Raw genomic sequence first — 21,559 nt, forward strand, 5'->3', positions numbered from 1 at the left:
CGAAGAGAGGAACGATCATGAGCAACGATCAGAAGAAGCCCGACCAGGAGCTGGTCAAGGCGATGCGCCAGGAGCTGGCGAAGGGCGGGGACAAGGCAGTGGAGCGCCGCTACGGTCCGGAGGTGAAGGGCAGCGCCGAGTACGCCGAGGCGCAGCGTCAGCGCAGGCAGGCGCAGGCGCGTGCCCGGTCGCAGCACCAGCGGGCGGCGGAGCAGCAGCGCGGTCCGGTCCAGGGCCAGCAGCAGGCGAAGGCTCAGGCCAAGAAGGACGCTCGTGGCAGGCAGCGGCAGTCCGAGCGCGAGCGGGTGATCGAGGCCCGTAAGCAGCAGGAGCGTGAGCGCGACTCGTCCCTGAGTCGCTGATCCCGCCCCAAGAGAAGACCCCCGGAAGCCTCGGCTCCGGGGGTCTTCGTGTGCGCTTAGGCGGCCTTGGGACGAGCCTTGAACCTGAGCTGGGAGATGTCGACGAGGTTCACCAGCAGGCCAGCGTCAGAGAAGGTGCCCGCGGCCGCGCCGGGGCGCTTGCCGCGCAGGAGCCGACCCTCGTCCTTCGACTTCGGAAGCAGGTCGGTGGCGTGCAGGGTGTCGGCCTTCTCGGACTGTTGGGACTGGCGCCCGAGGTGGTCGGTTGTGGTCTTGTGGCGCTCGCTCTGGCCGTACCACCACGCTGCTCGTTCGAGCATGTCCTTCTCGGGTGCGCCGACGAGGCACAGGACTGCGGGGAACACCTCGCGCAGCTCGTCCATGCCTTCCTTGCCGTAGCGCTTGGCGAACTGTGAAGTGGCCTGCACTGCGCAGAGCAGGTGGATGCCCATGGCGCGGGACTCGGTGACGACGGTCGGCAGCTTCGGCCACGGCATCGTGTTGCACAGCTCGTCGACGACCATGAGCAGCCTCGGCAACCTGTTCTTCTCGGTCTGGTTCGCGCGCCACCGCTTCGAGATGAAGTCGACCGCCGAGACGGCCGCACCGGCCGCGACGCCGGTCGCCGGGGCCACCATGAACAGCGTGGACTTCGGGTGGGCCAGCATGTCCGGGGTGAAGGCCCGCAGCGTGCCGTCACCGGCCACGGTGGAGCGCAGCCACGGTGCGACGGCGGACTTCATGGTGACCATGATCGAGTCGCGCATCTTCGCATCGAGCAGCGCCGCGCTTTTCAACTCGGATTCGAGCATCGGCGACAGTTCCTCCAGGATGCCGATCGCGTTGATCCAGCTCGGCTGCTCGGTGTCGTCCTCGTCGTCGGGGCTCAAGCGGCCAACGGCGGCTCGCGTCCAGGTGATGCCGCGTTGACCGGTCGCTCGCAGCAGCGCCGCCAGCGGGGCGAGGGAGACGTTCTCCCAGAACGGATCGCCGCTACCGCCGCCCTTGTTGCCGCCACCGGCTCCGGCGGCACCGGACTGCATGAGGATGCTCGCGAGGTCCATGGCGTCGTCGTCCGTGCGGATGAGCGCGGTCGGGTCGACGACGACCTTCTCGGCCCCGGGCGGCAGGGCGTCGTCGGGCACCTCGCCCGAGAGGTCCAGGACGTACGTGTGTCGACCACCGGCCCACTCGTGCCGCTGCTCCAGGCAGAGGTCGATGAGGTCGGGCTTCGAGGAGACGGCGACGACCGGTCCCTGCCACATGAGGATGCCCGGGCCGAGGACACGCCTGGACTTGCCGACGCCGGAGGGCCCGCTCACAAGCAGGTGTGGCGCGGTTTCGGCGGGCTTGCCGTCGATGAAGCCGCCGAACGGGGTCGGCGGCGGGGTGTACGTGGTGCTGCCGAAGAGAGCCACGGCTACTCCTTCTGGTGCGGTTCGTCCTTGTTGTGCCACCGGTTGGCTGTAGCGGTTTTGCCGCCTTTGGATCTGCTCTCGCGGAAGCTCGCGGTCTCCTGTTCGATGACGGCTTCCAGCTCCTCGTTGCCGAGCTTGCCCAGGCCGTAGACCAGCAGTGCTCTGCCGAGTACGCCGTGCGGGATGTTCGCCTCGGCAGCGGCGACTCGTAGCCGTTGGGCCTGGTCGTCTGTCAGGGAGATGGCGAGCCTCGTCGCTGTCATTTCGTGGGCCTCCTGGTAGCTCAATAGCACTAGATCGGGTGTTATACCCAAGCGTACTTCCACGGCACTTCACTCCTTTCATAGCTTTGTAGCACATGCTATCATGTTAGGCACGAGCTTCGATCGAAGGAGGACCCCATGGGTAAGTACGTTCTTGGCCTGATCGCCGTCCTGGTGCTGCTTGGCGGCACCTTCTTCCTCGGCTACACGGCGGGCATCAGCTCTGACGGCGGTCGTGTCTGCGAGATGGACCCTCAGACCGGCCAGGCCACGGACAAGAGCGTGTGCATCGTCGACGGCGTGCGCTACGTCCCCGAGGACAGCCAGACCGATGAGTGAGCACCGCTGGGAGCGGGAACGAGCGGCCTGGGTTCTCGCCCGTGCCGGGCATCGCCCGGGCGCTCGTCGTCGTGGCGAGAAGCTCGCCGTCGTCGCCCGGCGGAACGACCGCTACGAAGCAGGTGCCGGTGACGCCGGATTCGCTGAGGTCACGACCAGACCGCTCCTGTACCGGGCGATCTTCCGCGAGGAAGGCGCAGCGAACACGGCGGGCTGGGCGTTGCTGGCCCTCATCGGCGTCGTGGTCGTCGCGGTGCTCGCGGGACCGGCGCTGATCATCAGCCGTGCCGCGTACGGCACCTGGTGGGTGATGGTCCGCAAGTGGGGCCGCATGATGCCCGGTCCGTACCTGCTCATCGCTGCTGTGCTCGGCGTAGTGGCGTGGTTGGTGCTGTCGACGACGGGATTGGAGGGCGGTGCCCTCCTCGCGGCGCGATACGTCGCGTTCCAGGTGGTCGGCGGCGTCGCGTGGGCGGCATGGCTGGTCCGCGCGAACGGCTGGGCGGCCGTGGCACGCAAGGAGAAGCAGTCGAAGCAGCGCATCGCTCCGATCGTCGTCGAGACCGAGGCACCGGCCGTGCCCGTCGAGGTCGACAACCCAGGGCACCAGGAGCGCGACGACGAGCCGGTGGGCATTGCGCCGATCGTCATCGAAGTGGAGACCGAGGTCGGGCACGAGCCCGAGCACAAGGAAGGAGCCTGATCATGGCGAAGGGTAAGAGCAAGGGCGGCCAGGTCGTCGTCAACATCGAGCAGAACAACCGCATCTACCAGATCATCGCCACGCTGCTGCTGTGCGGCGCGATCGGCATGGTCGCGTACGCGCTGGCCAAGAACGGCTGGCTGGAGATCGCCGCGACCATGCTCACGATGTTCCTCGTGCAGCTGACCACACTGCTGTTCAAGAACGGCATCATCGGGCTCCCCGAGAAGCAGGACGACTCGGCATTCAAGGGCACGAAGGGTCTGCTGCGCACGATGGCTGCGGACTTCCGCGAGTGGCAGGCACGGTCACCGATCTGGCGCCTGGCGGCCCTGGCGACCGGCTACACGCTCGCGTTCATGCTCGCGCGCGCGGGTATCAGCTGGGCACTGACGATCTTCACCAATGTGTGGATCGCGGGCGCGGCGGCGGCTTTCCTCGCCTCCCTGATCATCTTCCCCTCGCTGATCGGAAACGCCACGAAGTTCCTCGCGAGCAGGGCGACCGAGGGCAAGAAGCGCGAGCAGAGCGTCGAGGACGAGGAGAAGGAGGTCGTCACGAAGACCTTCGACCTGGACCAGGAGTAACCCCAGTAAGTTGCCGCGAAGGCGACCTACCGACGGAAGACCGGCACCGCCGGGTGGAGAGAGGAGACCAGCATGGCGAAGCAGACGAAGGCACAGCGGATCGAGGAGAAGGTCGCGGGCGGTCTGTCGCACATCGAGGCGGAGATCGAGGTCGAGCAGGAGGACGCCGCTGCTCGTATCGCTCGGCTGCGGCAGCGGCAGGAGAAGGAGGACTCGAAGGTCCGCGAGATCGTCGTCGACCTCCTGGAGGAGGAGCACTCGGAAGTCTTCGAGCGCCTCCAGGCCAAGGCACGGGAGCGGCTGGCCGGTGAGGCGCAGCGTCGTCGGGAGCGCGCGAAGCGGGCGACTCGTTCGTCCGAGCCCACGCCGCCGAGCGGCGGGGTTGCCGAGCAGTCGGCGTTCTCCACCGAGACGTGAGGCCGGTGGTCAGGAGGGGTCGAGGGGAGGGCGCAGCCCTCCCCCGCAAGCGCCTTTGAGGAAGACGAGCGCCAGCGATGTCTGACGAAAAGGTTGCTTGCACCTCATGTGTCTGGGTGACCGGGCAGAGCAGGCATTTGAAGTACGACGACGAAGGAGAAGGGATTCACATGGCAAGCAACAACCCAGACACGCGGCCGCCGAGTAAGAGTGAGCGACTCACCGTGCGGTTCGACGAAGGAGAACTCGGAGGTGTGAGGCGGCGAGCCCTTGCGATGGGGGTCGCTTCGTCGGCACTGGTGCGTGCATCCGTCCTCGATGTCGTCGAGGCCGGGGTCGTGCCGACGGCGATCGCGGCAGCGATCGCTGACCCCGAAGGGGTCTCTGCGGACTCTCCTGCTCTGCGAGAGCTGCGCGTCGAAGTGAACCGTATCGGCGTGAACTTCAACCAGTTGGTGCGCAAGGTGCACAGCGACGGCGCTACCACGCTCGGCAGCCCGACGGCGCTGGCGGTGCTCGCTCAGCTGACGGACGTGCTGCGCCGCGTCGAGGAGCAGCTGGGCGGGACGAGGCGGGCGGCATGAGCGTCACCAACTCCAAGCGCATCGCCAAGACCCGGCCCAAGGTCGAGTACGAGCTGTACGGGGCGAAGGGCACCGAGAAGTACCGGCGCAACAAGACCGAGGGCACCGACCGCGTGGCTGCACTGCGCGTGGACGCCGAGAGCCCCGAGGAGTTCGTCGAGCGCGCCGAGGCACTCGCGACGGCGCATGGCCGCCGGATCGAGGCCCGGTCGCTCATCCAGAGCTTCGAGAGCAGCGAGTTCGACCCGAACGATCCCGAGGCCGTGCAGACGGTCAACGACCTGGGCTACGAGTTCGCGAAGAAGCTGCACCCCAACAGCGACGTGCTGGTGATCACGCACGTCGACGGTGCGGGCGGTCACCCGCACAACCACATCACGGTCATCAACCACGACAACGTCACCGGCCGTGCGCTCCAGGGCAACAACATGCACTGGCACGTGGCGAAGCAGAACGACGAGCTGATGCGTGACTACGGGCTGCGCGTGGCCGAGCGCGGTTCACGCAACGTGGACCAGCGCTCGCTGTGGGAGCACCGCCGCGAGGGCGAGGCCGTCTCGGAGTTCGACCGCCAGCTCGGCGACCAGATCGAGGAGTCGCTGGCTGACCGTCGCTCGGTCGACCTCGCAAGCTACCGGCGGGTGCTCGCGGAGAAGGGCATCGAGCTGGACGAGAAGGTCCACACGATCAAGGGCAGTGCCGACGGCTCGACCCAGGACCGGGAGTCGATCGGGTGGACCTACAAGGCCCTCGACACCACCGGTGAGAAGCCGAGGAAGCGGCGCAGGAAGGCGTCGTCGCTGTCCGAGGAGTTCACACACGACGGTGCGCAAGAGCTCTTCAAGTACAACCAGGAAAGGACGGTGCGCCATGAGCGCCAAGGACAGGATCGAGCAGCAGGAGAGGGAGGAGTCGCTCTCGGAGATGTCCGCATTGGTCGAGCAGCTGCGCAACGAGCGGCAGGAGGACAGGCGCGTACTGGCTCAGCTGATCGAGTCCCAGAACACCCTCACGTCGATGGTGGAGGAGCTCTCGACGTCGATGAACTCCGGCGCAAGCTCGAACGGGCCCGACGCGACGCTGAAGCTCGGCGGGGTGAAGAAGCGCCTCACGAGCCTGGAGGAAGCCGTGACCGCGCTCGGCGCGAGTCTGGCGAGCAGCGAGACCGTGCGGCTCGCCGACGGAAGCTCCTTGAAGAAGTCGGACGTGGAAGCCCTCGCCTTGATGGAGAAGACCGCAGCGCAGATCGCGGACCTTCGCTCTAGCCTGCTGAGGGAGATGGCGACGAAGGCGCGGCTGCGGATCGACGAAGACAAGCTCATTGCTGGGCTCGCGTCCAAGCTGGAGACCGGGCTCGGACCACAGATCACCGACAGTATGCAGCGCGTGGAAGAGGTCGTGCGCGCCCACGAACGCCGCCTCGACGCGCTCGGCGAGAAGAAGGTGACCGAGATGAAGGAGACCCTCCAGGAAGCCACCAAGGGTCTGGAGAGGGCCGAGAAGACCGCCGCTCAGCTCAAGGGCGCTCTGACGTGGGCAGGGGTCGGGAAGGTCGCCGTGGCGCTGCTGCCGCTGGCACTCGTGGGGCTCGCCGTGGCGGTGCTCCTCGGCATCGGTGGCCAGCTGTTCGGCGTCGGACCGGTCTTCGGGTGGGCTTGGGCGTCGTTCGCGGCAGCGGAGGCGTGGTGGCTGAAGTTGATCATCGCTCTTGCCACGGTCTCCGGTGCGCTCGGCGTGTGCTGGGCCGTCTACCGGCTCGGCAGGAAGCTGGCTGAGGTCTATCGCGGATGGTGAGCCGGGCGCGACGAGGAAAAGAACAACCCCGCAGCCGGGTGGCTGCGGGGTTGTTTCTCTCGTGGGGTCGTCGGATCAGTCCTTGATCCAGTTGCCGGAGCTGTCGCGCGTCCAGTCGCCGGTGTCCGTCGAGGCGACTGAGACGCTGCCGTCGGTCATGACGGCGAGGTTCGCTGTCGCGAAGTCCTTGTAGATCTCGTGCGAGTCGCTGATGGAGTTGCGTGTTCCGGGGTAGCTGAAGCCGAGCGTGATGTCGGCGTCGTCGTCGTGCGGTGAGGAGGCGCAGTCGGCGACTTGGACGATCTGCGAACCGTCGTCGGCGGCGTAGATGCCCTCCTCCGGGGCCGCTTCATCGAGTTCGTCGAGCGTGGCGATCTCGCCCCGGTACAGAGTGGCGTGGGCGACCTTTTGCCCATCAGTGTCGTTTTCGTGGTTCTCCAGCGTGTCGTAGAAGTCGAGGAGCGCAGTTCTCGCGTCGTCCGAGACGAACTCGACGCTGATGTCCACGGCGCAGTACTCGGCCGTTTGCAGCTCGTGAGAGGAGACGGTGAAGCTCTCGACCACAACGCTGCTGGCCTCCTCGCCCGCCGCCTGCTTGAGGTCGTCAGGAAGGACCACGGTGAGCTGCTCGCCCTTCCCCACGGGCTCCATGCCGTTGAGCGGGAAGTCGTAGATGGTGGCCGACTGCTCCTGCGAGGGCTTGCCCTCGTTCGAGCCGGAACCGTTCGCGCCCTCTCCCGTGGGCGAGGACGAACAGCCGGCCAGCATCAGCGCGGTGACGGCCGTAGCTGTGGTGAGGGCGGTGGGCAGGGTCTTGCGGCGTGGCATACAGGCTCTCTTTCTCGTCTCTGGTCTGGTGTTCCCCTCGAACGGGCACAGGTCTACCGGGTATCAGAATACCCTGGTATAGGGCAGGAATCAGGCTGACTGTAGAAAGAGTGCCTAAAGATGAACGCCCCGATGCGGAGCGAGTCGACCTCCCCGTCCTCGCCCGTCCCCTCCAGGAGTACGTGGGACGCAACCTGCGCGCCTACCGGAAGCACAAGGGCATGACGCAAGAGACGGCGGCCGAGCTGCTCGGCTTCGACGTCCGTTACCTCAGGCGCATCGAGACAGGCCAGATGAACCTCCAGCTCCAGACGATCGACCACATCGCCCGGACCCTGGAGGTCGACCCGCTGGAGTTCCTCACCGGCGGCCCCTGGGACGAGGACGGCGTCACGGGTCAGAGCTGATCCCGAGCTCCTCGTCGCTGTCGTAGTACCCGAGCAGGTCCCGCTGATCGCGGATCAGCTCGACCGTCGCCCGGTGCAGCGCCAGCAGGTCGTGTAGGCGCGCCTCCTCGTCAGAAAGCTCAGAGCAGCCCCGCCACCAGCTGAACGCCAGGGCATGGCTGCTCGCGTTGGACTTTGCACTCATGCTTCTCCCCTCCTCCGGGCTCGGATGGCACGCATGTCCACCACCTCTGCGATCGACAGCGGTCCGTGCTCCGGGCAGTAGTAGACCCGGCTCACGCTCATGTCCTCTCCCATAACGAGCACCCGCTTCGCGATGCTCGGCATGTCGCACTGCACGCACACGCGCAGCTCCCACTGGTCATCAGTCATCAGTGCGGCTCCTTCCAGTCACAGGTTGCGGAAGACGAACACGCCGCCTCCCGGCGCGTCCTCGACCGTGTAGTCGAACGCGAGGTCCCGGGTCCACGCTGCCCAGTCGAAGTACCGAGCAACGTCTTCGGGAACTCCCGACAGGAGGCCCGTACCGTCGGCCAACTCCTCCGCGTACTCGCGGAACGACTCCCACTCGCCGCAGTAGCGGTCCTCGAAGTCCGGAATGCTCGGCAGGTCACCGGTTCCCTCAGCTACGTAGTCACCGCTCCTCACCCACGCGCACAACGCCTCGCGCTGGTGCTCCGGGACCGATGCCAGGGCGCTACCCCACTCAGCAGCCTCGTGCGGGCATATCTCGCCGCGTACGGGCAGGTTCTCATGGTCGAAGCACCACAGCTCCTCGCAACCGGCGCGGGTACCGCCTGCGCCCCGGTGCACGTCGGTCAGGGTGACCTCGTCGGCATCGGCCGCGTCGAACCACTCGCCGACGAGGCGTCCGGAGTTGTAGCAGTACAGGCAGCCGACCCACACGCGTGGCGTGCTGCCCAGGGTGTCCGTGTCCATAGGTCTCCTCCTCGATTCGAGGAGAACGGCGAACGCGACAGGCAGTCAGGCTCTGATGAAATGACGCGCTTACGCCGCATCAACCGCTCTCAGAAGACCTCCCGGGTCCGCCCACGGCGGGCCCACGTTCACCCCAGGTCCTCAGACGGCACCGGTACGACTCTGCCGCACTACCTGGAAGGAAACTGCGCCTGGAAGTCGGGAGACGCCATCACCTTCAACCCAACACGACGCGCAGTGGATGCGACTGCCTTATCGTCGGTGACGATCACCCATGTGCTGGGGAAGAGGGTCGCGTTCTCGTGCGCCTGCTCCTCCAGCGCGGCTGCGATCATGACGGGGTCTGCCGCGCCCTTGTTCGCGTAGAGGTCAACCAGAGTGGTGTCGCCTGGGTCGACTGCCGACATGACCTCCTTCAAGCGCCGCAATACCGCTGCTGTCGTCGGCAACTCCGCGTCTGCTACCGACTCCTCCACGTAGGCACGAGCCTCGTAGAGCACCTCGCTCGAAACACGACAGTTCTCACTGAAGAACTCGCTGGCACGTTGCGCGGGAGTGAGCTTCGAGAGGACGTTGTTGTCAACGAGATACCATCGTTCGTTCACGTGAGCGCGCTCCGAAACTCCGGGATGTCGGTGATCTTGATCTTGTTGGCGCAAGCGACCTGACAGAACTCTCTGGGAGTGAGTCGATCGCTGTCGAGGGCATCGAGCATGCGGACAGAGAACTCACGTCCGTTGTACTTGCGGACCGCGTTGACCGGTTTCGGACTCCGGGCTTCCCTCTTGGGACGCGAAGCGAACGCTTTCCCGAGCTCGGCGAGTAGATAGTTGGCAGTGTCTCGGTCGAGAATGTTGAGGTGAGCGGCTCGAACAACGATCGCGCTAGGCGTCACTTTGAACTTCTCGCCCACCTCGGTGATTTCATCCAGCGACGACAGCGACGCGGCGCGGAGCAAAGGGCTGGGCATCAGCATTTCAGCAACGATGCTGTATTCCTGTCGTGGAGTCGCCGTGATGGACCGCGCATCCATGGTGACTGGCATAAATACTCGTCGAGCCACGAGGACAGCGAGTAACGCAAGTGTGAAGACCTGGCGCCCTGCGGGTTCTTCCGCTTCGCCGTGGGACCCTCCTGTCAGGAAGACGTACGGCACCTTGGCATCCTTGACGGTAAGCCCACTGAATTTGGCTTTGCTCAAAGTCTGGGGCATGAAACCGTTGACGCTACGTGAGACCAGGATGTGGGCAGCCTCGAGATGAGTGATCAGAAGTTCCACTGCGGCTTCCTTGGACCTCGCCGCGTGAATGGTGGCCGTCGTGAGCCCCAAGGCGGACAAGAGTGCGTGCGCGTCACGCTGGGGTGACCCCCTGGACTTCTTGAGCATCCCGACTATTGGATTGCGCCCCAATGACGGATCGAACTTCTTGACAAGTTCCTGCTTCCGCGTCAGGTCCTTCACGATCAGTTCGATGTCAGCCAGGTCGACGGCGGCTCGCGAGTTGAGTGAATAGGTCCCCTTCTTGACACCTTGGAGCAGCTTCTGGGTCTTGAGTTCGACCTGTGCTGCGGCGACAGGCTTCGGCGCGAAGAACAGCGGGTAGGGAATGTGGGCCTTACGCGCGAGTTTCAGGAGCTCGCTGAACGCAATTTCTCCGGTTTCCATTGCGGCCGTATAGCCCTTGTAACTGCGGACCGACGAGTTGTCGAAGAGTAACTCGAACACCTCGGCATCGATGTCGATGGTCTCGCCGCCGAGCGTAATGACCATAGGCATAGAGACCTCCGTGTTCTCAGCGGTTGCCCTTGCTTCGGTTGTGGGGCACACAGAGCATCTCGCAGTTGGCCAGGCTGGTGTCGCCGCCTCGGGACCAGGCCGCGACGTGATCGGCCTCCATCTCCTTCTGCTTGTAGATGCGCGTCTTGTTGGCGTTGCTCCCCTGTGCGCACAGCGGGCAGTTCGAGACACCAGCGGCCTGGGCCTTCTTGGTCTGCTGGGCGTATGCCTGCTTCTTCGTGGAAGGCTCGAAGAGGCGCACGTCGAGCAGACGGGTGTCTTCCTTGCCGCCGAGCAGGTACTCGTAGATGCCCTTGGGGTTCTTCACGGCCGGGTCGGCCAGCAGCTCCTGGAGGTCGGCGTCGATCTCGTCGGCCTTGTAGGACCTGTGGTGGTAGGTCTCGTAGAGCGCACCCCAGTCGAGGCCGCGCATGGCCTTGTCCGGTGGTGCGATGAACACTGCGTCGATCCAGTCGATCACCGTGGTGAAGTACGTCTTCAGCTCATTGATCCCGGAGTCCTGGCGGTGGGCCGCCATGTAGCCGTCGATGCTCTGGTCCTTCGAGCTAGCCACCCAGCCGAGGGCGACTTCAAGCACCTCCTGCCGCTTGGGGTCGCCCTTGACGAAGTGGGCCCACTTCTGCTGGAGGGCGCTCTGGGAGTTCGAGAACTCGGCCTTGGCGGCGGTGACGAACGGGCCGGAGTAGATCGCGTTGCGCAGCTCCTGCCTGTTGAGTGGCACCCCGGCGATGTTGATCGTCTGGAACCACTCCTTAATCTCGGTCTCAGTGCCCGAGCACACGTAGATCAGCAGTTGGCTGTCTGTGATCTTCTTCTGCAAGGCTGGGTCGAGCGAGGAGAACGTCTGCTCGCGACCGTCGCGGACGATAGCGAACTTGCCGGTGACGAAACGTCCGACGCTGGTAATGCGCTGCTGGCCGTCGAGCACCTCCAGGTGCGGGCCGTCGGCAACCCCGTTGTCGACGAAGTAGATCAGACCCAACGGGTAGCCCTTGAGAAGGGAGTCGATGACGGCAACATCTTTCTTGCCGTCGCCGTAGATGTAGTGGCGCTGGTACTCAGGCTGGATAACCAGGTCGCCGTCGAGGCCGAACAAGCCCTTGCCTTCGAGCTCGTTGTAGACGAAGCCCTTAGTGACCTCGGCCACCGTGTACTGCTGGAGGTCGGTATCCATGGGTCAGTCCTTCTTCCGGATAAGCACGCGCTGGTACTTGGCAACGTCGTTGACGTAGGGCCGGTGATGGCCTTCCTTGTACGCGATCTTCACCTCGGCGGGCACTTGGCCATAGGCGCTCATTCCTATCAACTCATACTGCTCCGGGTTGTGCTTGTCGAGGAACGATATCGGGACACCCATGACACCGTCGTAGTCGGCGGGAATGGCGTCTACAAAGGGGATCTCGATGGCGTCGAAGTTGTCGTAGCGGGCATACCCTTTGCCCCGCACACCCTTGTGCCGGCTGAACTTCAAGTTATCGGCCAAGCTCATTAACTGGAGGGGTTCGTGACGACGGCCGTGCTCGATGTTGGTGAACCAGCACGAGTTGCCGAGTCGCGTGTAGTCCTGACGACCGTCGGAGGGGTACCCGAGTCGCTCGGCCTTCGCTCGGTCCGCCGCCTTCACGGGTGCCCCCTTCGGTATCCCGAAGACCATGTCGCTGCTGTTGCCCGTCGCCCCCTTCCAGAGGCAATTCTCGCGAATGAGCGGGAAAATCTCGCGATATGTGATGGCGTTGCTGCTGCCGATGACTGAGAACTCGACGCCACCGGCCATGAGCCAGTCGACGAAGGCTCTGAAGAGACTGAACGGAGGGTTGGTGATGACCATGTCGGCCTCGTTGCGCAGTGCGGTGACCTCGGCCGAGCGGAAGTCGCCGTCGCCGTCGAGGTACGCCCACTTTAGGTCGTCGATGTCGACGCGCCCGTCACCGGAGACGTCCTCGGGAGTCAGGGTGAACACTCGCCCGCGCTCCAAAGACTTGTCCTCGTCGTACCCGGGGTCCTCGGTCTCGAACAGCGTGGGAGTATAGAAGGCAGCCCCGGCGTTGCTGTTGGGTGCGTAGGACGTGGAGATCAGCTTCTTGAGACCGAAGTCGGTGAAGTGAAGGGCGAAGAACTTGGTGAAGTTCGACCACTCGGGATCGTCGCAGGGCAGCAGGATGACCTTGCCTCGGAACACGTCAGGGTCGTACTCTAGGTAGGCATTCATCTCGCGTTCGACTGATGCCCACACGGTGTAGTACTCGTCGTTGGCCTCCCAGCGCGCTGAGTTTAGGTTCCTGTTCGCCATGCGTCTCCTTCTCCTCGTCCTTCAACTGACAAGGCTATCCGTTACTACTACAGAGTTCGTGAGAGGCGCTATCGCGAGCCACAGGCCTCAGCGATAACGGGAAGGTAGCGGCGGACCTGGTCTCGGTCGCTCTCCTTCTCCGCCTCGGAGAGGTCCATGTACGGCGTCGCGATCTGGTGCTCCCATCGGGCCACCAAGTCCGCGGGAATGACCAGGGAGCCGTCCTCAAGTCGCTCGCACTGGTCATGGACATAGCGCTGCCAATGGGCCCACCGCTCGTGCTCGATGCTGGCGAGCCGGTCGATCAGGTCGGAGTGTTCTAGGGCTTCACTCGCTCCACGCTCAACGTCCATCAGATGAGGTCCTTGTCTACGAGATTCCAGTAATGCTGTCCCAACACCGTCAGCTCGCACGCCTTGGACTGCATCGCTGCGTGCCACATGTGCGGTGCGTCAACAGGTCGCACGAGGTTGACCTTCATCAGATCCTGCAACACGGCGAAGTCGGCGTTCTTTGCCGAGTCAGGCGGTGGGGTCCCGTCGGGCTCCGCGCCACTACGTTCCGGCTCGTAAGATGGGTCGAGGCGTAGCTGCGTAGACGGGTGCTCGAACAGGCTTGTGAGCTTCTGGAGGTCGGAGAGCTGGATCGGCGCATCCGCCTTCCTCAACGAGACGAACCGCTCGACGTTCGTCTTGAAGACAGGTCGCTGGTTCCAGGGCCCCAGGGACTGGTCGATGTGTGCGTAGACGCTGCCGGGCGTAATGTCACCAACAAGGTTGGCCGCTGCACCGTTCAGCGCATCCACCAGAAGGTTGGTGAACACTCCTGACCCACCGGACTCCATGGCGTACTGGTCAGCAGTTGACGCCGTCAGGATTGTCACCCCGTCCTTGATCTCAGCGACCGAGGGTGAGGTCGAGCTGTCGCCTGCGACGCCGCCGTGGCAGCAATCCAAGATGATGATCTTGTTCTTGGACGGAGACTTGCTGGCGAATGTCATGACCTCGCTGAGCGCGAGGCCGTCGTGGCCGCTCTCGCAGTCGCTGGCACATAGGAAGCCGCCGACGCTGTCGATGTAGCCGTGGCCCGAGAAATAGAAGAGCGAGATATCTGCGTTGTCACGGAACAGTTCCTCCACCGCCTCCCGGAGTTCGGTGCGGGAGATGGCGGTCTCCGGGCCAGCGGCTGCCATTAACTTGGGCTGCACAAAGTTCACAGTGCCGTCTGCGTGGCGTGAGAGGATGTTCTTGACGCTGTGGGCGTCGTTTACCGCACCCCGCAGTGAGCCGATCTTGTCGTAGTGGTCGATGCCGACGATGAGGGCTTTGTGCATGGTCACAGGGAGTCGATGAACGCGGCGATGTTTGCGTCGGTCCAGGGGTACGTGGTGACGCCCGACAGATTGGTGCGGTCGCTGCTGTACGCCCAGATACCACGGATCGGCTTGCCCTCTTCCTTAGCGCACTGGATCTCCCACTTCTGGCCGGTGGAGGTGAGCGAGTTCTTGCTGACCAGGACGATCACGCCGTGCGATCGCTTGATGCGCGTGCGCACCTTCTCCTTCCACTCCGACTGGTAGGGCTCTTTGACGGACATGTCGATGAACTCGTAGGGCGAGCGCGGGTGCAGCGACTGCCCCTTGAGGAAGTCGCGCTGGCGCTCGTCCTCGATGGCGAACGCGATGAAGATGGTCTTGGTCATGATGTGCCTCCTGATAAGTTCGGTGGGCCGTCTGCCGCCCGTGACTCAAGCCTATAGACGACCACTGACAAAGTCGGGCTCGGAACCCGTGGTGGGTGCGTCTAGGTCGTCGCAACAGGATTCTCGTTGGCGCCACCAAAGTCGATGCCGACACTGGCCGGATTGAACTTCTTCCGCCCCCGCGTCTGCGGGTGGAGCGTGACGCGCACCAGGGCTTCGATGGTGGCGCGCTGGACGTTGAGGTCGGCGTCTAGGAACGCCTGTGCGGGGTCGTCGCTGCCCAGGATCGGCAGATTCGCGATGCCGCGCGGCAGGGTCCTGATCTCGGCCTCCAGCCGGGCGATGGCCTCCTTGGCGCGGGTGCGGTTGCGCTTGAGGTCGGCCGCTTCAAGGAGACCGGCGTCGTAGTCGTGCTCTGCGCGCGCGATCCGCCCGCGCTGCTCATCGATCTCGGCTTGCAGACCGGTAAGCCGGGGCGAGTCGGTAGCCGCGACGGAGCGAAGCGCATCAGGCTGACGGAGTCGCTCCGCGACGACGCCGCGCACCAGCTCGTCGATGGGGCCACCGGTGCGGCTCATGCAGGCTTGTTTGCAGCGATACCCGCGCGACCAGCCCCGCATGAATGAGCCGCATACCCCGCACACGTAGAGGCCGCTGCCCAGGTGGCGGCGGTGGGTGCCAACACGGTTGGTAACCCGCGAGTCGTCATCGAGCTTGAGCTGTACCCGCTGCCACAGGTCCTCCGAGACGAGGGGCGTCCACTTGCCCTTGACCGGCAGGCCGTCCTCACCCTTGACGACGAACTCCCGCCAGTCCCTGCGCCTGCCGCGAGGTCGTTCGCCGTTGGCGAGCCGGGACTGGTTGTCGGCCACCGTTGCCCGGCGATCCCTGACGTCGGTGTAGACCGAATAGCCCGCGTAGCGTGGGTTCCGCAGGATGCCCAGCACCGTGCTCTCCGCCCACGGCCGGTCGTCGGGAACAGGCTTGGCCGGGAGGTCCTCGGCGGCACGCTTCTCGTTGCGCTCAATGGTCAGGGTGCGGGAATGATTGGGCAACTTCGGCACGCCCTTGACCTGGTCGGCCTTGCGGTCGTCCTCCTCCTGCATGCCCGACAGCGCCCGGGCGATTCCCCGCAGGGATGCGCCCCGGTCGAAGGTGTCGTAGATCGCGCGGACAGCCTTGGCTTCCTTGCGGACCACGTTGCCGTCCGTGGAATAGCCCAGGGGTCTAACGCCCTTCGGGACTCGGCCCTCGCTGGCCCGCTGGACGTGGGCACGCGACTGGCGCGCGGACTTCCGCTCCACCTCACCCCTGGCGACAGCGGCCTTGATGCGGGCGAACAAGCGTCCACCGTCGGTCGACAGGTCCGCGTCCCCGTTGGCCGTCACCAGGGCCAGCCCCCGGGTCTCGGCCCGGTCGATCCAGTCTTCAAGCTGACGGGGCTGCCGAGTCAGGCGGTCGAGGTCGTAGCAGACGATGGCGGAGAACCGGCCCGCTTCGTAGTCGGCGACCATCCGGTCGTAGGCGGGCCGCTTCTTGGTCTTGTCCGTTGCCGACTTGCTCTGGTCGACGTAGGTCTCGACGACCTCCCAGCGACGGAACCGGGCCAGCGCCTCGCAGTCCTGACGCTGGCGCTCGATGGCGAGGCCGTCCATCTCGCGGTCCTGGCTGATGCGCAGGTAGATGGCGGCGCGAACGGGCTGAGCGGCGTCGACAGAGGCTGCTGAGTTCATGCCTCCAGTCTACCGCTTAGATGCACTTCCGCTGCGGAACTCCACCACGTCGCCGTCCTGCATGACGTAGTCCTTGCCCTCGAGGCGCATCTTGCCCGCAGCCTTGGCAGCGTTCTCGGAGCCGGCGGCGACCAGGTCGTCGAAGCTGACCACCTGGGCCTTGATGAACCCCTTCTGGAAGTCGGTGTGGATCACGCCTGCGGCCTCGGGGGCCGTGGCGCCCTTCCTGATCGTCCAACCGCGGGCTTCCTTGGGGCCGGCCGTGAGGTAGCTCTGCAAGCCGAGGGTGTCGTAGCCGACGCGGGCGAGCACATCGAGGCCGGGCTCTCCGACGCCCATCTCGGCGAGGAAGTCGCGGGCCTCGTCCTCCTCCATCTCGACGAGCTCCGATTCGAACTTCGCGTCGAGGAAGATGGCCTCCGCCGGGGCGACGAGGTCGCGCATCCGCTGCTTGAGGTCCTCATCGCCCAGCTCGTCCTGGTCGCAGTTGAAGACGTAGAGGTAGGGCTTGGCGGTGAGCAGGTGGAGTTCGTAGAGCTCATCGGCGTCGACGCCGGCGGCACGCACACCCTTACCGGATTCCAGCGCCTCCTTAGCGGCCAGAAACGCCTGGAGCTTCGGCTGCATCTCCTTCTTGATGCGCGCTTCCTTCTCCACGCGGGGAATCGCCTTCTCGACGGTGGCCAGATCGGCCAGGATCAGTTCGGTGGTGATGGTGTCGATGTCATTGGCCGGATCGACCTTCCCGTCGACGTGCGTGACGTCGACGTCCTCGAACACCCGGGTCACCTGGCAGATCGCGTCAGCCTCACGGATGTTGGCGAGGAACGCGTTGCCCATGCCTTCGCCCTGCGAGGCGCCCTTCACGATGCCGGCGATATCAACGAAGCTCACCGTCGCCGGGATGATCTTCTCGGAGCCGTAGATCTTGGCGAGCACGGGGAGCCGCTCGTCGGGCACCCCCACGACGCCGACATTGGGCTCGATCGTCGCGAACGGGTAGTTCGCCGCGAGCACCTCCGCGCGGGTCAATGCGTTGAACAGGGTCGACTTGCCGGCGTTGGGAAGACCAACGATTCCAATAGTGAGTGCCACGAGAAAGGAGTGTAGCCGTCAAGCCCCGAGACGCCTTCCTCAGCGTCGCTCACCTTCGGCCGCGACGGTGGCGCGCCTTGAGCCGGACGCCATCATGCAGCTGCTGCGGCCAGCCGGGATTCGCCACCGCGGTAGCCCTTAACCCTGCCGAATCGATCCGGCGCCTCGTTCCACTCCTCACGCAACCGCACGATGCCATCATGACTACGGCCGATGAAGTTCCACCACATCACCACGTGCTCGTCGAACGACTCGCCGCCCAACAGCGGGCTCTCGGTACCGATCGGCGGCTCATCGTCGAGACCCCATAGTGGGCGATGCCGTAATCCGACGTGGTGAGGTTGACCTCGCCGGGCCACCGAGACCCCCGGTTCATATTTTGAGCACAGTTGCGTAGCGTTAATCGACGAGGTTAGGCTTACCTAAGTCGCGACACGACACCTACTACGGAAAGATCCCGATGAAACAGACCCTGCGCATCCTCGCCGCCACCGCGGCTGCAGGCGCCCTCGCGCTCACCGCGTGCGGCAACCCCGATACAGAACCCGGCACCGACGGCGCCACCTCCCCCGCCGCCGAAGCCATCTCCGTCGACCACACTCAGGGCACCGTCGAGCTCAACGGCCCGGCCAGCAAGATCGTCGTCCTCGACTGGGGCAGCCTCGACACGCTCGGCGCCCTCGGCGTCGCGGAATCCGTCGTCGGCGTGCCCAAGGCCACCAACGTGCCGGAGGCCGTCAGCGCCTACGCCGGCGACAACACCACCGACGTCGGCACCCTCCAGGAGCCCAACTTCGAGGCCATCGCCGCCCTGCAGCCCGATCTCATCGTGGCCGGCTTCCGCTCCGCCAAGCACGTGCCCGAGCTGAACAAGATCGCCCCCACCGTCGACATCACCTACGACTACGCCGAGGGCTTCTACGACGGCGTCGCCTACGCCACTGAGATCCTCGCCGAGGCGACCGGCACCGAGGAGAAGGCCGAGACTGAGCTCAAGGAACTCGAGGACGCCATCGCTGCGGCCAAGGGCAAGGTCCCCACGGACAAGAACGCCATGGTGCTGATGACCTCCGGCGGCAAGGTCTCGGTGCACGGCACCCAGTCGCGCTACAACGCCATCTTCGATGATCTGGGCTTCGAGCCCACGATCTCCGACGTCGAGGCTGAGGCCCACGGCGACGCCATCTCCTTCGAAGCCATCCAGCAGGCCAACCCCGATCTGCTGTTCGTGGTGGACCGCGACGCCGCCATCGGCGAGGAGGGCACCGCGGCCGAGCAGGTGCTCGACAACGAACTGATGGCCACCACCACCGCCTGGAAGAACCAGGACATCGTCTACCTCGATGGCCAGCGCTGGTACATCCTCATCCACGGCGTCGACAGCGCCGTCGAAATGATCAACCAGGTCGCCAACGAGCTGTGACCCTCACCGCCACGCGCGCCACGCACAAGCCCGCCGGCCGCCCCCTCTCCGGGGGGTGGGCCGGCGGGCTCGCCGCGCTGTTGGCGCTGGCAGCCGTCTCGCTGTTCGTGGGCGTGGCCGACCTCTCCCCCTGGGACTTCATCTCCGGCGGAGCAACCGAACAGCAGCGCCTCAACCTGTTCGCCTCCCGCATCCCCCGCACCGTCGCCGTCCTCCTGGCCGGCGCCTCGCTGGCGCTGTCCGGGCTGCTGATGCAGCTGCTGGTGCGCAACCGCTTCGTCGAGCCGACGACGGTGGGGACCTCCGAATCCGCCGGCGTGGGCATTCTCATCGCGGTGATGATCTTCCCCGCCGCGCCGCTGTGGGTGAAGATGCTCATCGCCGTGGTCACGGCCCTGGCCGGCACGGCCCTGTTCGTGCGCCTCATCCGTGCCCTGCCACCGCGCGCGCCCATCGTCGCCGTCCCCCTGGTGGGCATCATGCTCGCCGGCGTCATTTCCGCCGGCACCACGTTCGTCGCCTACCAGTTCGACCTGCTCCAGAGCCTCGGCATCTGGATGCAGGGCGACTTCTCCGGCGTGCTGCGCGGCCGCTACGAGCTCCTGTGGTTGCTGGCCATCGTCGGCGTGGTGCTGTGGCTGTTCGCCGACCGCTTCACCGTGGCCTCCCTCGGCGAGGAGCAGGCCACCTCGCTGGGCCTGTCCTACAAGACCACCCTCAACCTCGGCCTCGGCCTGGTGGCGGTGGCCTCCGCCGTCACGCTCGTGGTGGTGGGCGCCATCGGCTTCGTCGGCCTGATCATCCCCAACCTCATCGCGATGTGGCGCGGCGACAACCTCCGCCGCAACATCGCCTGGACCGCCCTGGCAGGCGCCGGTTTCGTGCTCATCTGCGACCTCCTCGCCCGCACCATCAACCACCCCTACGAGATCCCCGTCGGCACCATCTCCGGCGTCCTCGGTGGGGTCATCTTCCTCACGCTCCTGCTCACCGGAAGGCTGAGGACCGCCCGATGACCGCCGTCGCGTTCCACCCCGACACCAAGGCCCGACGCAGCCTCTCCCCCGGCGCTCGCCTCTGGCTGGCGCTGGCGGTGTGTGCCCTGGCCGCCGTCGCGTTTCTCACCCTCAACGCCGCAGGCGCCCTCGAATTCATCATCCCCTTCCGTGGCCGCAAACTCGCTGCGATGGCGCTGGTGGGCTGGGCCACGGGAGTGGCGACGGTGGCGTTCCAGACGGTGACCAACAACCGGCTGCTCACCCCGTCGATCCTGGGTCTCGACGCGCTGTACGCGTTCATCCAGACCGGGCTGATCTTCCTGCTGGGCGTCAGCTTCGTCTCCACCATCGGCCCCTACGCCATGTTCGCCATCATCGTGGCCATCATGCTCGCCGCGGCCATGGCGCTCACGGGCCTGCTGTTCGGGAAGAAGGGCCGCTCGGTCTATCTCGTGGTGCTGGCGGGCTTGGTGCTGGGCTCGATCCTGCGCTCGTTCTCGTCGCTGATCAGCCGCGTGCTCGACCCGACGAGCTACCTGGTGCTGCAAGGCAACCTCTTCGCCTCGTTCAACGCCGTCAACCCGGAACTCATCGGCATCGGCGGCGCCGTCGTCGCGGTGTGCAGTTGGTGGCTGTGGCGCCAGCGCAACACGCTCGACGTGCTGACGCTGGGCCGGGAGACGGCCGTGTCGCTGGGCGTCCCCTACCACCGCATCGTGCGTTCAGTGCTGCTCGTGGCGACCCTGCTGGTGTCGGTCTCGACGGCGCTGGTGGGACCCATCACGTTCCTCGGGCTCATCGTGGCGGCGGTCGCCTACCAGATCGCCGGGACGGGAAAACACGCCTACATCATGCCGATGGCCGGGCTCCTCGGAGTGGCGGTCATCGTGGCTGGGCAGGCCATCCTGGAGCAGGTGTTCGGGCTGGGCACGGTGCTGTCCGTCATCATTGAATTCGCCGGAGGCATCGCGTTCATCTGGCTCGTCATCAGGAAGGCTGCACGCTCATGATCCAGGTCAAGGACGTCACCAAGCGCTACGGCAAGTCCGTCGTCGTCGACGACGTGACGGTCTCGCTGCCCACCGGCGGCCTCACCGCCATCGTGGGCGCCAACGGAGCGGGCAAGTCCACCCTGCTGTCGATGATTGCGCGTCTGCTGGGCGCCGACGCGGGCGAGATCAGCGTCGGCAACCTCGACGTGGCGAACGCGGATTCCCGCGAGCTGGCCAAGCGGCTGGCCATCCTGCGGCAGAACAACGACGTGCAGTCGCGCCTCACCGTCACCGATCTGGTGGGCTTCGGGCGCTACCCACACAGCGGCGGCCGCCACACGCAGGCCGACCGTGAGGCGATCGATCAGGCCATCGGCTGGATGGGCCTCGACGACCTGCGGGACCGCTTCCTCGACGAGATGAGCGGCGGCCAGCGGCAGCGCGCCTTCGTCGCCATGGTGCTGGCGCAGGACACCGAGTACCTGCTGCTCGACGAGCCGCTCAACAACCTGGACGTCTCGCACGCTCACGGGATGCTGCAGACGCTACGCCGTGCCGCCGATGAGTTGGGCAAGACCGTCGTCATCGTGGTGCACGACATCAACTACGCCAGCTGCTGGGCGGACCAGATCGTCGCCATGAAGCACGGCCGGATCCACGCCGTCGGGTCACCGAACGAGATCGTGCGGCCTGCGCTGCTGCACGAGGTCTTCGACCTGGACATCGAGGTCACCGAGTTCCGCGGCCGCCCCATCGCGCACTTCTACCTGCCGGTGCCCACGTGCGGCAACTGCAACTCGTCGCAGCGCGACCACTGCTGCCTGGACCGGCAGGTCACCGGCCCTGTGCCGGTGACCCTGGGACAACTCAACGCCGGCTGAGAAATAC

General features: G+C 65.5%; 29 protein-coding genes. 13 read left to right on the forward strand and 16 right to left on the reverse strand.

Features of this window, described 5'->3' with window-relative positions:
- Positions 1–17: 17 nt before the first annotated feature.
- On the forward strand, positions 18–362 hold the full coding sequence (locus BN1186_RS05295; RefSeq protein WP_040283057.1) for a hypothetical protein: 345 nt from the start codon (positions 18–20) through the stop codon (positions 360–362).
- A 56-nt stretch (positions 363–418) separates the two neighbouring features.
- Here BN1186_RS05295 and BN1186_RS05300 read toward each other — a convergent pair whose 3' ends face one another.
- Entirely contained in the window at positions 419–1,780 is a 1,362-nt protein-coding gene (locus tag BN1186_RS05300; protein WP_040283058.1) for a type IV secretory system conjugative DNA transfer family protein, read from the reverse strand.
- A 2-nt stretch (positions 1,781–1,782) separates the two neighbouring features.
- The gene (locus BN1186_RS15420; protein ID WP_040283059.1) at positions 1,783–2,043 is read right to left on the reverse strand and encodes a hypothetical protein; all 261 of its coding nucleotides are present in this window, start codon (positions 2,041–2,043) and stop codon (positions 1,783–1,785) included.
- Positions 2,044–2,181: 138 nt separating this feature from the next.
- Between BN1186_RS15420 and BN1186_RS05305 the strand changes: the two genes are divergently transcribed.
- From BN1186_RS05305 to BN1186_RS05335, 7 genes are all read left to right on the forward strand, one after another.
- Positions 2,182–2,382 (forward strand): hypothetical protein, encoded by a 201-nt coding sequence (locus BN1186_RS05305; protein ID WP_040283060.1) that lies wholly within the window; start codon positions 2,182–2,184, stop codon positions 2,380–2,382.
- Positions 2,375–3,085, forward strand: a complete 711-nt coding sequence (locus BN1186_RS05310) for a hypothetical protein (protein ID WP_040283061.1) — start codon at positions 2,375–2,377, stop codon at positions 3,083–3,085. The genes BN1186_RS05305 and BN1186_RS05310 overlap by 8 nt, the downstream gene beginning before the upstream one ends.
- Before the next feature lie 2 nt (positions 3,086–3,087).
- On the forward strand, positions 3,088–3,672 hold the full coding sequence (locus tag BN1186_RS05315) for a hypothetical protein (protein ID WP_040283062.1): 585 nt from the start codon (positions 3,088–3,090) through the stop codon (positions 3,670–3,672).
- 72 nt (positions 3,673–3,744) lie between these two features.
- Complete coding sequence (locus tag BN1186_RS05320) at positions 3,745–4,089, forward strand: hypothetical protein (protein WP_040283063.1); 345 nt, start codon at positions 3,745–3,747, stop codon at positions 4,087–4,089.
- 137 nt (positions 4,090–4,226) lie between these two features.
- Positions 4,227–4,673, forward strand: a complete 447-nt coding sequence (locus tag BN1186_RS05325; RefSeq protein WP_139650858.1) for a MobC domain-containing protein — start codon at positions 4,227–4,229, stop codon at positions 4,671–4,673.
- Positions 4,670–5,938, forward strand: coding sequence for a relaxase/mobilization nuclease domain-containing protein (locus BN1186_RS05330; RefSeq protein WP_052459826.1), 1,269 nt, complete (start codon positions 4,670–4,672; stop codon positions 5,936–5,938). Before BN1186_RS05325 ends, BN1186_RS05330 begins: the two co-directional genes overlap by 4 nt.
- Positions 5,880–6,467: a hypothetical protein gene (locus BN1186_RS05335; RefSeq protein ID WP_139650860.1), complete on the forward strand. Its 588-nt coding sequence runs from the start codon at positions 5,880–5,882 to the stop codon at positions 6,465–6,467. The genes BN1186_RS05330 and BN1186_RS05335 overlap by 59 nt, the downstream gene beginning before the upstream one ends.
- Before the next feature lie 75 nt (positions 6,468–6,542).
- Here the strand turns inward: BN1186_RS05335 and BN1186_RS05340 are convergent, their stop codons facing one another.
- The gene (locus BN1186_RS05340; protein WP_040283066.1) at positions 6,543–7,295 is read right to left on the reverse strand and encodes a hypothetical protein; all 753 of its coding nucleotides are present in this window, start codon (positions 7,293–7,295) and stop codon (positions 6,543–6,545) included.
- 110 nt (positions 7,296–7,405) lie between these two features.
- Here BN1186_RS05340 and BN1186_RS05345 point away from each other — a divergent pair, with 110 nt between their 5' ends.
- The gene (locus BN1186_RS05345) at positions 7,406–7,702 is read left to right on the forward strand and encodes a helix-turn-helix domain-containing protein (RefSeq protein WP_040283067.1); all 297 of its coding nucleotides are present in this window, start codon (positions 7,406–7,408) and stop codon (positions 7,700–7,702) included.
- Here BN1186_RS05345 and BN1186_RS05350 read toward each other — a convergent pair.
- The 13 genes from BN1186_RS05350 to BN1186_RS15970 form a co-directional block, all read right to left on the reverse strand.
- Entirely contained in the window at positions 7,686–7,886 is a 201-nt protein-coding gene (locus BN1186_RS05350) for a hypothetical protein (protein WP_040283068.1), read from the reverse strand. The two genes, BN1186_RS05345 and BN1186_RS05350, sit on opposite strands and share 17 nt — an antisense overlap.
- Entirely contained in the window at positions 7,883–8,074 is a 192-nt protein-coding gene (locus BN1186_RS05355) for a hypothetical protein (RefSeq protein ID WP_040283069.1), read from the reverse strand. Before BN1186_RS05355 ends, BN1186_RS05350 begins: the two co-directional genes overlap by 4 nt.
- 18 nt (positions 8,075–8,092) lie before the next feature.
- On the reverse strand, positions 8,093–8,641 hold the full coding sequence (locus BN1186_RS05360) for an antirestriction protein ArdA (RefSeq protein ID WP_040283070.1): 549 nt from the start codon (positions 8,639–8,641) through the stop codon (positions 8,093–8,095).
- 170 nt (positions 8,642–8,811) lie between these two features.
- On the reverse strand, positions 8,812–9,246 hold the full coding sequence (locus BN1186_RS05365; RefSeq protein WP_040283071.1) for a hypothetical protein: 435 nt from the start codon (positions 9,244–9,246) through the stop codon (positions 8,812–8,814).
- On the reverse strand, positions 9,243–10,418 hold the full coding sequence (locus BN1186_RS05370) for a hypothetical protein (RefSeq protein ID WP_040283072.1): 1,176 nt from the start codon (positions 10,416–10,418) through the stop codon (positions 9,243–9,245). The genes BN1186_RS05365 and BN1186_RS05370 overlap by 4 nt, the downstream gene beginning before the upstream one ends.
- A 16-nt stretch (positions 10,419–10,434) precedes the next feature.
- The gene (locus BN1186_RS05375) at positions 10,435–11,613 is read right to left on the reverse strand and encodes an HNH endonuclease family protein (protein ID WP_040283073.1); all 1,179 of its coding nucleotides are present in this window, start codon (positions 11,611–11,613) and stop codon (positions 10,435–10,437) included.
- Between the two features lie 3 nt (positions 11,614–11,616).
- On the reverse strand, positions 11,617–12,729 hold the full coding sequence (locus BN1186_RS05380) for an adenine-specific methyltransferase EcoRI family protein (protein ID WP_040283074.1): 1,113 nt from the start codon (positions 12,727–12,729) through the stop codon (positions 11,617–11,619).
- Positions 12,730–12,797: 68 nt separating this feature from the next.
- A complete protein-coding gene (locus BN1186_RS05385) occupies positions 12,798–13,082 on the reverse strand; it encodes a hypothetical protein (protein ID WP_040283075.1) in 285 nt (94 codons plus the stop codon).
- On the reverse strand, positions 13,082–14,062 hold the full coding sequence (locus BN1186_RS05390) for a caspase family protein (protein ID WP_040283076.1): 981 nt from the start codon (positions 14,060–14,062) through the stop codon (positions 13,082–13,084). Before BN1186_RS05390 ends, BN1186_RS05385 begins: the two co-directional genes overlap by 1 nt.
- 2 nt (positions 14,063–14,064) lie before the next feature.
- Positions 14,065–14,430, reverse strand: a complete 366-nt coding sequence (locus BN1186_RS05395) for a TIR domain-containing protein (RefSeq protein ID WP_040283077.1) — start codon at positions 14,428–14,430, stop codon at positions 14,065–14,067.
- Positions 14,431–14,531: 101 nt separating this feature from the next.
- Positions 14,532–16,163, reverse strand: a complete 1,632-nt coding sequence (locus BN1186_RS05400; RefSeq protein ID WP_040283078.1) for a recombinase family protein — start codon at positions 16,161–16,163, stop codon at positions 14,532–14,534.
- A gap of 9 nt (positions 16,164–16,172) precedes the next feature.
- The gene (ychF, locus tag BN1186_RS05405) at positions 16,173–17,258 is read right to left on the reverse strand and encodes a redox-regulated ATPase YchF (protein ID WP_040283079.1); all 1,086 of its coding nucleotides are present in this window, start codon (positions 17,256–17,258) and stop codon (positions 16,173–16,175) included.
- Between the two features lie 92 nt (positions 17,259–17,350).
- Entirely contained in the window at positions 17,351–17,521 is a 171-nt protein-coding gene (locus tag BN1186_RS15970; protein WP_246043245.1) for a pirin-like C-terminal cupin domain-containing protein, read from the reverse strand.
- A gap of 197 nt (positions 17,522–17,718) precedes the next feature.
- On the opposite strand from BN1186_RS15970, the gene BN1186_RS05415 reads away from it, so the two are divergent.
- Genes BN1186_RS05415 through BN1186_RS05430 form a run of 4 tightly spaced genes read left to right on the forward strand, consistent with a single transcriptional unit; the run spans position 17,719 to position 21,552 of the window.
- Positions 17,719–18,681, forward strand: coding sequence for a siderophore ABC transporter substrate-binding protein (locus BN1186_RS05415; protein WP_040283080.1), 963 nt, complete (start codon positions 17,719–17,721; stop codon positions 18,679–18,681).
- Complete coding sequence (locus BN1186_RS05420) at positions 18,678–19,697, forward strand: ABC transporter permease (RefSeq protein WP_082031123.1); 1,020 nt, start codon at positions 18,678–18,680, stop codon at positions 19,695–19,697. Before BN1186_RS05415 ends, BN1186_RS05420 begins: the two co-directional genes overlap by 4 nt.
- Complete coding sequence (locus BN1186_RS05425) at positions 19,694–20,689, forward strand: iron chelate uptake ABC transporter family permease subunit (protein ID WP_040283081.1); 996 nt, start codon at positions 19,694–19,696, stop codon at positions 20,687–20,689. Before BN1186_RS05420 ends, BN1186_RS05425 begins: the two co-directional genes overlap by 4 nt.
- Positions 20,686–21,552 carry an iron ABC transporter ATP-binding protein gene (locus tag BN1186_RS05430; protein WP_074436940.1) on the forward strand — a complete coding sequence of 289 codons (867 nt, stop codon included), beginning with the start codon at positions 20,686–20,688 and terminating at the stop codon, positions 21,550–21,552. Before BN1186_RS05425 ends, BN1186_RS05430 begins: the two co-directional genes overlap by 4 nt.
- Positions 21,553–21,559 lie beyond the last annotated feature (7 nt).

Source organism: Tessaracoccus massiliensis (assembly GCF_000826065.2).
GTDB lineage: Bacteria > Actinomycetota > Actinomycetes > Propionibacteriales > Propionibacteriaceae > Arachnia > Arachnia massiliensis_A.

Coding starts and splice junctions, on each gene's coding strand:
- BN1186_RS05295 (WP_040283057.1), top strand. CDS start 18: ATGAGCAACGATCAGAAGAAGCCCGACCAGGAGCTGGTCAAGGCGATG.
- BN1186_RS15420 (WP_040283059.1), bottom strand. CDS start 2,043: ATGACAGCGACGAGGCTCGCCATCTCCCTGACAGACGACCAGGCCCAA.
- BN1186_RS05305 (WP_040283060.1), top strand. CDS start 2,182: ATGGGTAAGTACGTTCTTGGCCTGATCGCCGTCCTGGTGCTGCTTGGC.
- BN1186_RS05310 (WP_040283061.1), top strand. CDS start 2,375: ATGAGTGAGCACCGCTGGGAGCGGGAACGAGCGGCCTGGGTTCTCGCC.
- BN1186_RS05315 (WP_040283062.1), top strand. CDS start 3,088: ATGGCGAAGGGTAAGAGCAAGGGCGGCCAGGTCGTCGTCAACATCGAG.
- BN1186_RS05320 (WP_040283063.1), top strand. CDS start 3,745: ATGGCGAAGCAGACGAAGGCACAGCGGATCGAGGAGAAGGTCGCGGGC.
- BN1186_RS05330 (WP_052459826.1), top strand. CDS start 4,670: ATGAGCGTCACCAACTCCAAGCGCATCGCCAAGACCCGGCCCAAGGTC.
- BN1186_RS05340 (WP_040283066.1), bottom strand. CDS start 7,295: ATGCCACGCCGCAAGACCCTGCCCACCGCCCTCACCACAGCTACGGCC.
- BN1186_RS05350 (WP_040283068.1), bottom strand. CDS start 7,886: ATGAGTGCAAAGTCCAACGCGAGCAGCCATGCCCTGGCGTTCAGCTGG.
- BN1186_RS05355 (WP_040283069.1), bottom strand. CDS start 8,074: ATGACTGATGACCAGTGGGAGCTGCGCGTGTGCGTGCAGTGCGACATG.
- BN1186_RS05360 (WP_040283070.1), bottom strand. CDS start 8,641: ATGGACACGGACACCCTGGGCAGCACGCCACGCGTGTGGGTCGGCTGC.
- BN1186_RS05370 (WP_040283072.1), bottom strand. CDS start 10,418: ATGCCTATGGTCATTACGCTCGGCGGCGAGACCATCGACATCGATGCC.
- BN1186_RS05375 (WP_040283073.1), bottom strand. CDS start 11,613: ATGGATACCGACCTCCAGCAGTACACGGTGGCCGAGGTCACTAAGGGC.
- BN1186_RS05380 (WP_040283074.1), bottom strand. CDS start 12,729: ATGGCGAACAGGAACCTAAACTCAGCGCGCTGGGAGGCCAACGACGAG.
- BN1186_RS05385 (WP_040283075.1), bottom strand. CDS start 13,082: ATGGACGTTGAGCGTGGAGCGAGTGAAGCCCTAGAACACTCCGACCTG.
- BN1186_RS05390 (WP_040283076.1), bottom strand. CDS start 14,062: ATGCACAAAGCCCTCATCGTCGGCATCGACCACTACGACAAGATCGGC.
- BN1186_RS05395 (WP_040283077.1), bottom strand. CDS start 14,430: ATGACCAAGACCATCTTCATCGCGTTCGCCATCGAGGACGAGCGCCAG.
- BN1186_RS05400 (WP_040283078.1), bottom strand. CDS start 16,163: ATGAACTCAGCAGCCTCTGTCGACGCCGCTCAGCCCGTTCGCGCCGCC.
- BN1186_RS05415 (WP_040283080.1), top strand. CDS start 17,719: ATGAAACAGACCCTGCGCATCCTCGCCGCCACCGCGGCTGCAGGCGCC.
- BN1186_RS05425 (WP_040283081.1), top strand. CDS start 19,694: ATGACCGCCGTCGCGTTCCACCCCGACACCAAGGCCCGACGCAGCCTC.
- BN1186_RS05430 (WP_074436940.1), top strand. CDS start 20,686: ATGATCCAGGTCAAGGACGTCACCAAGCGCTACGGCAAGTCCGTCGTC.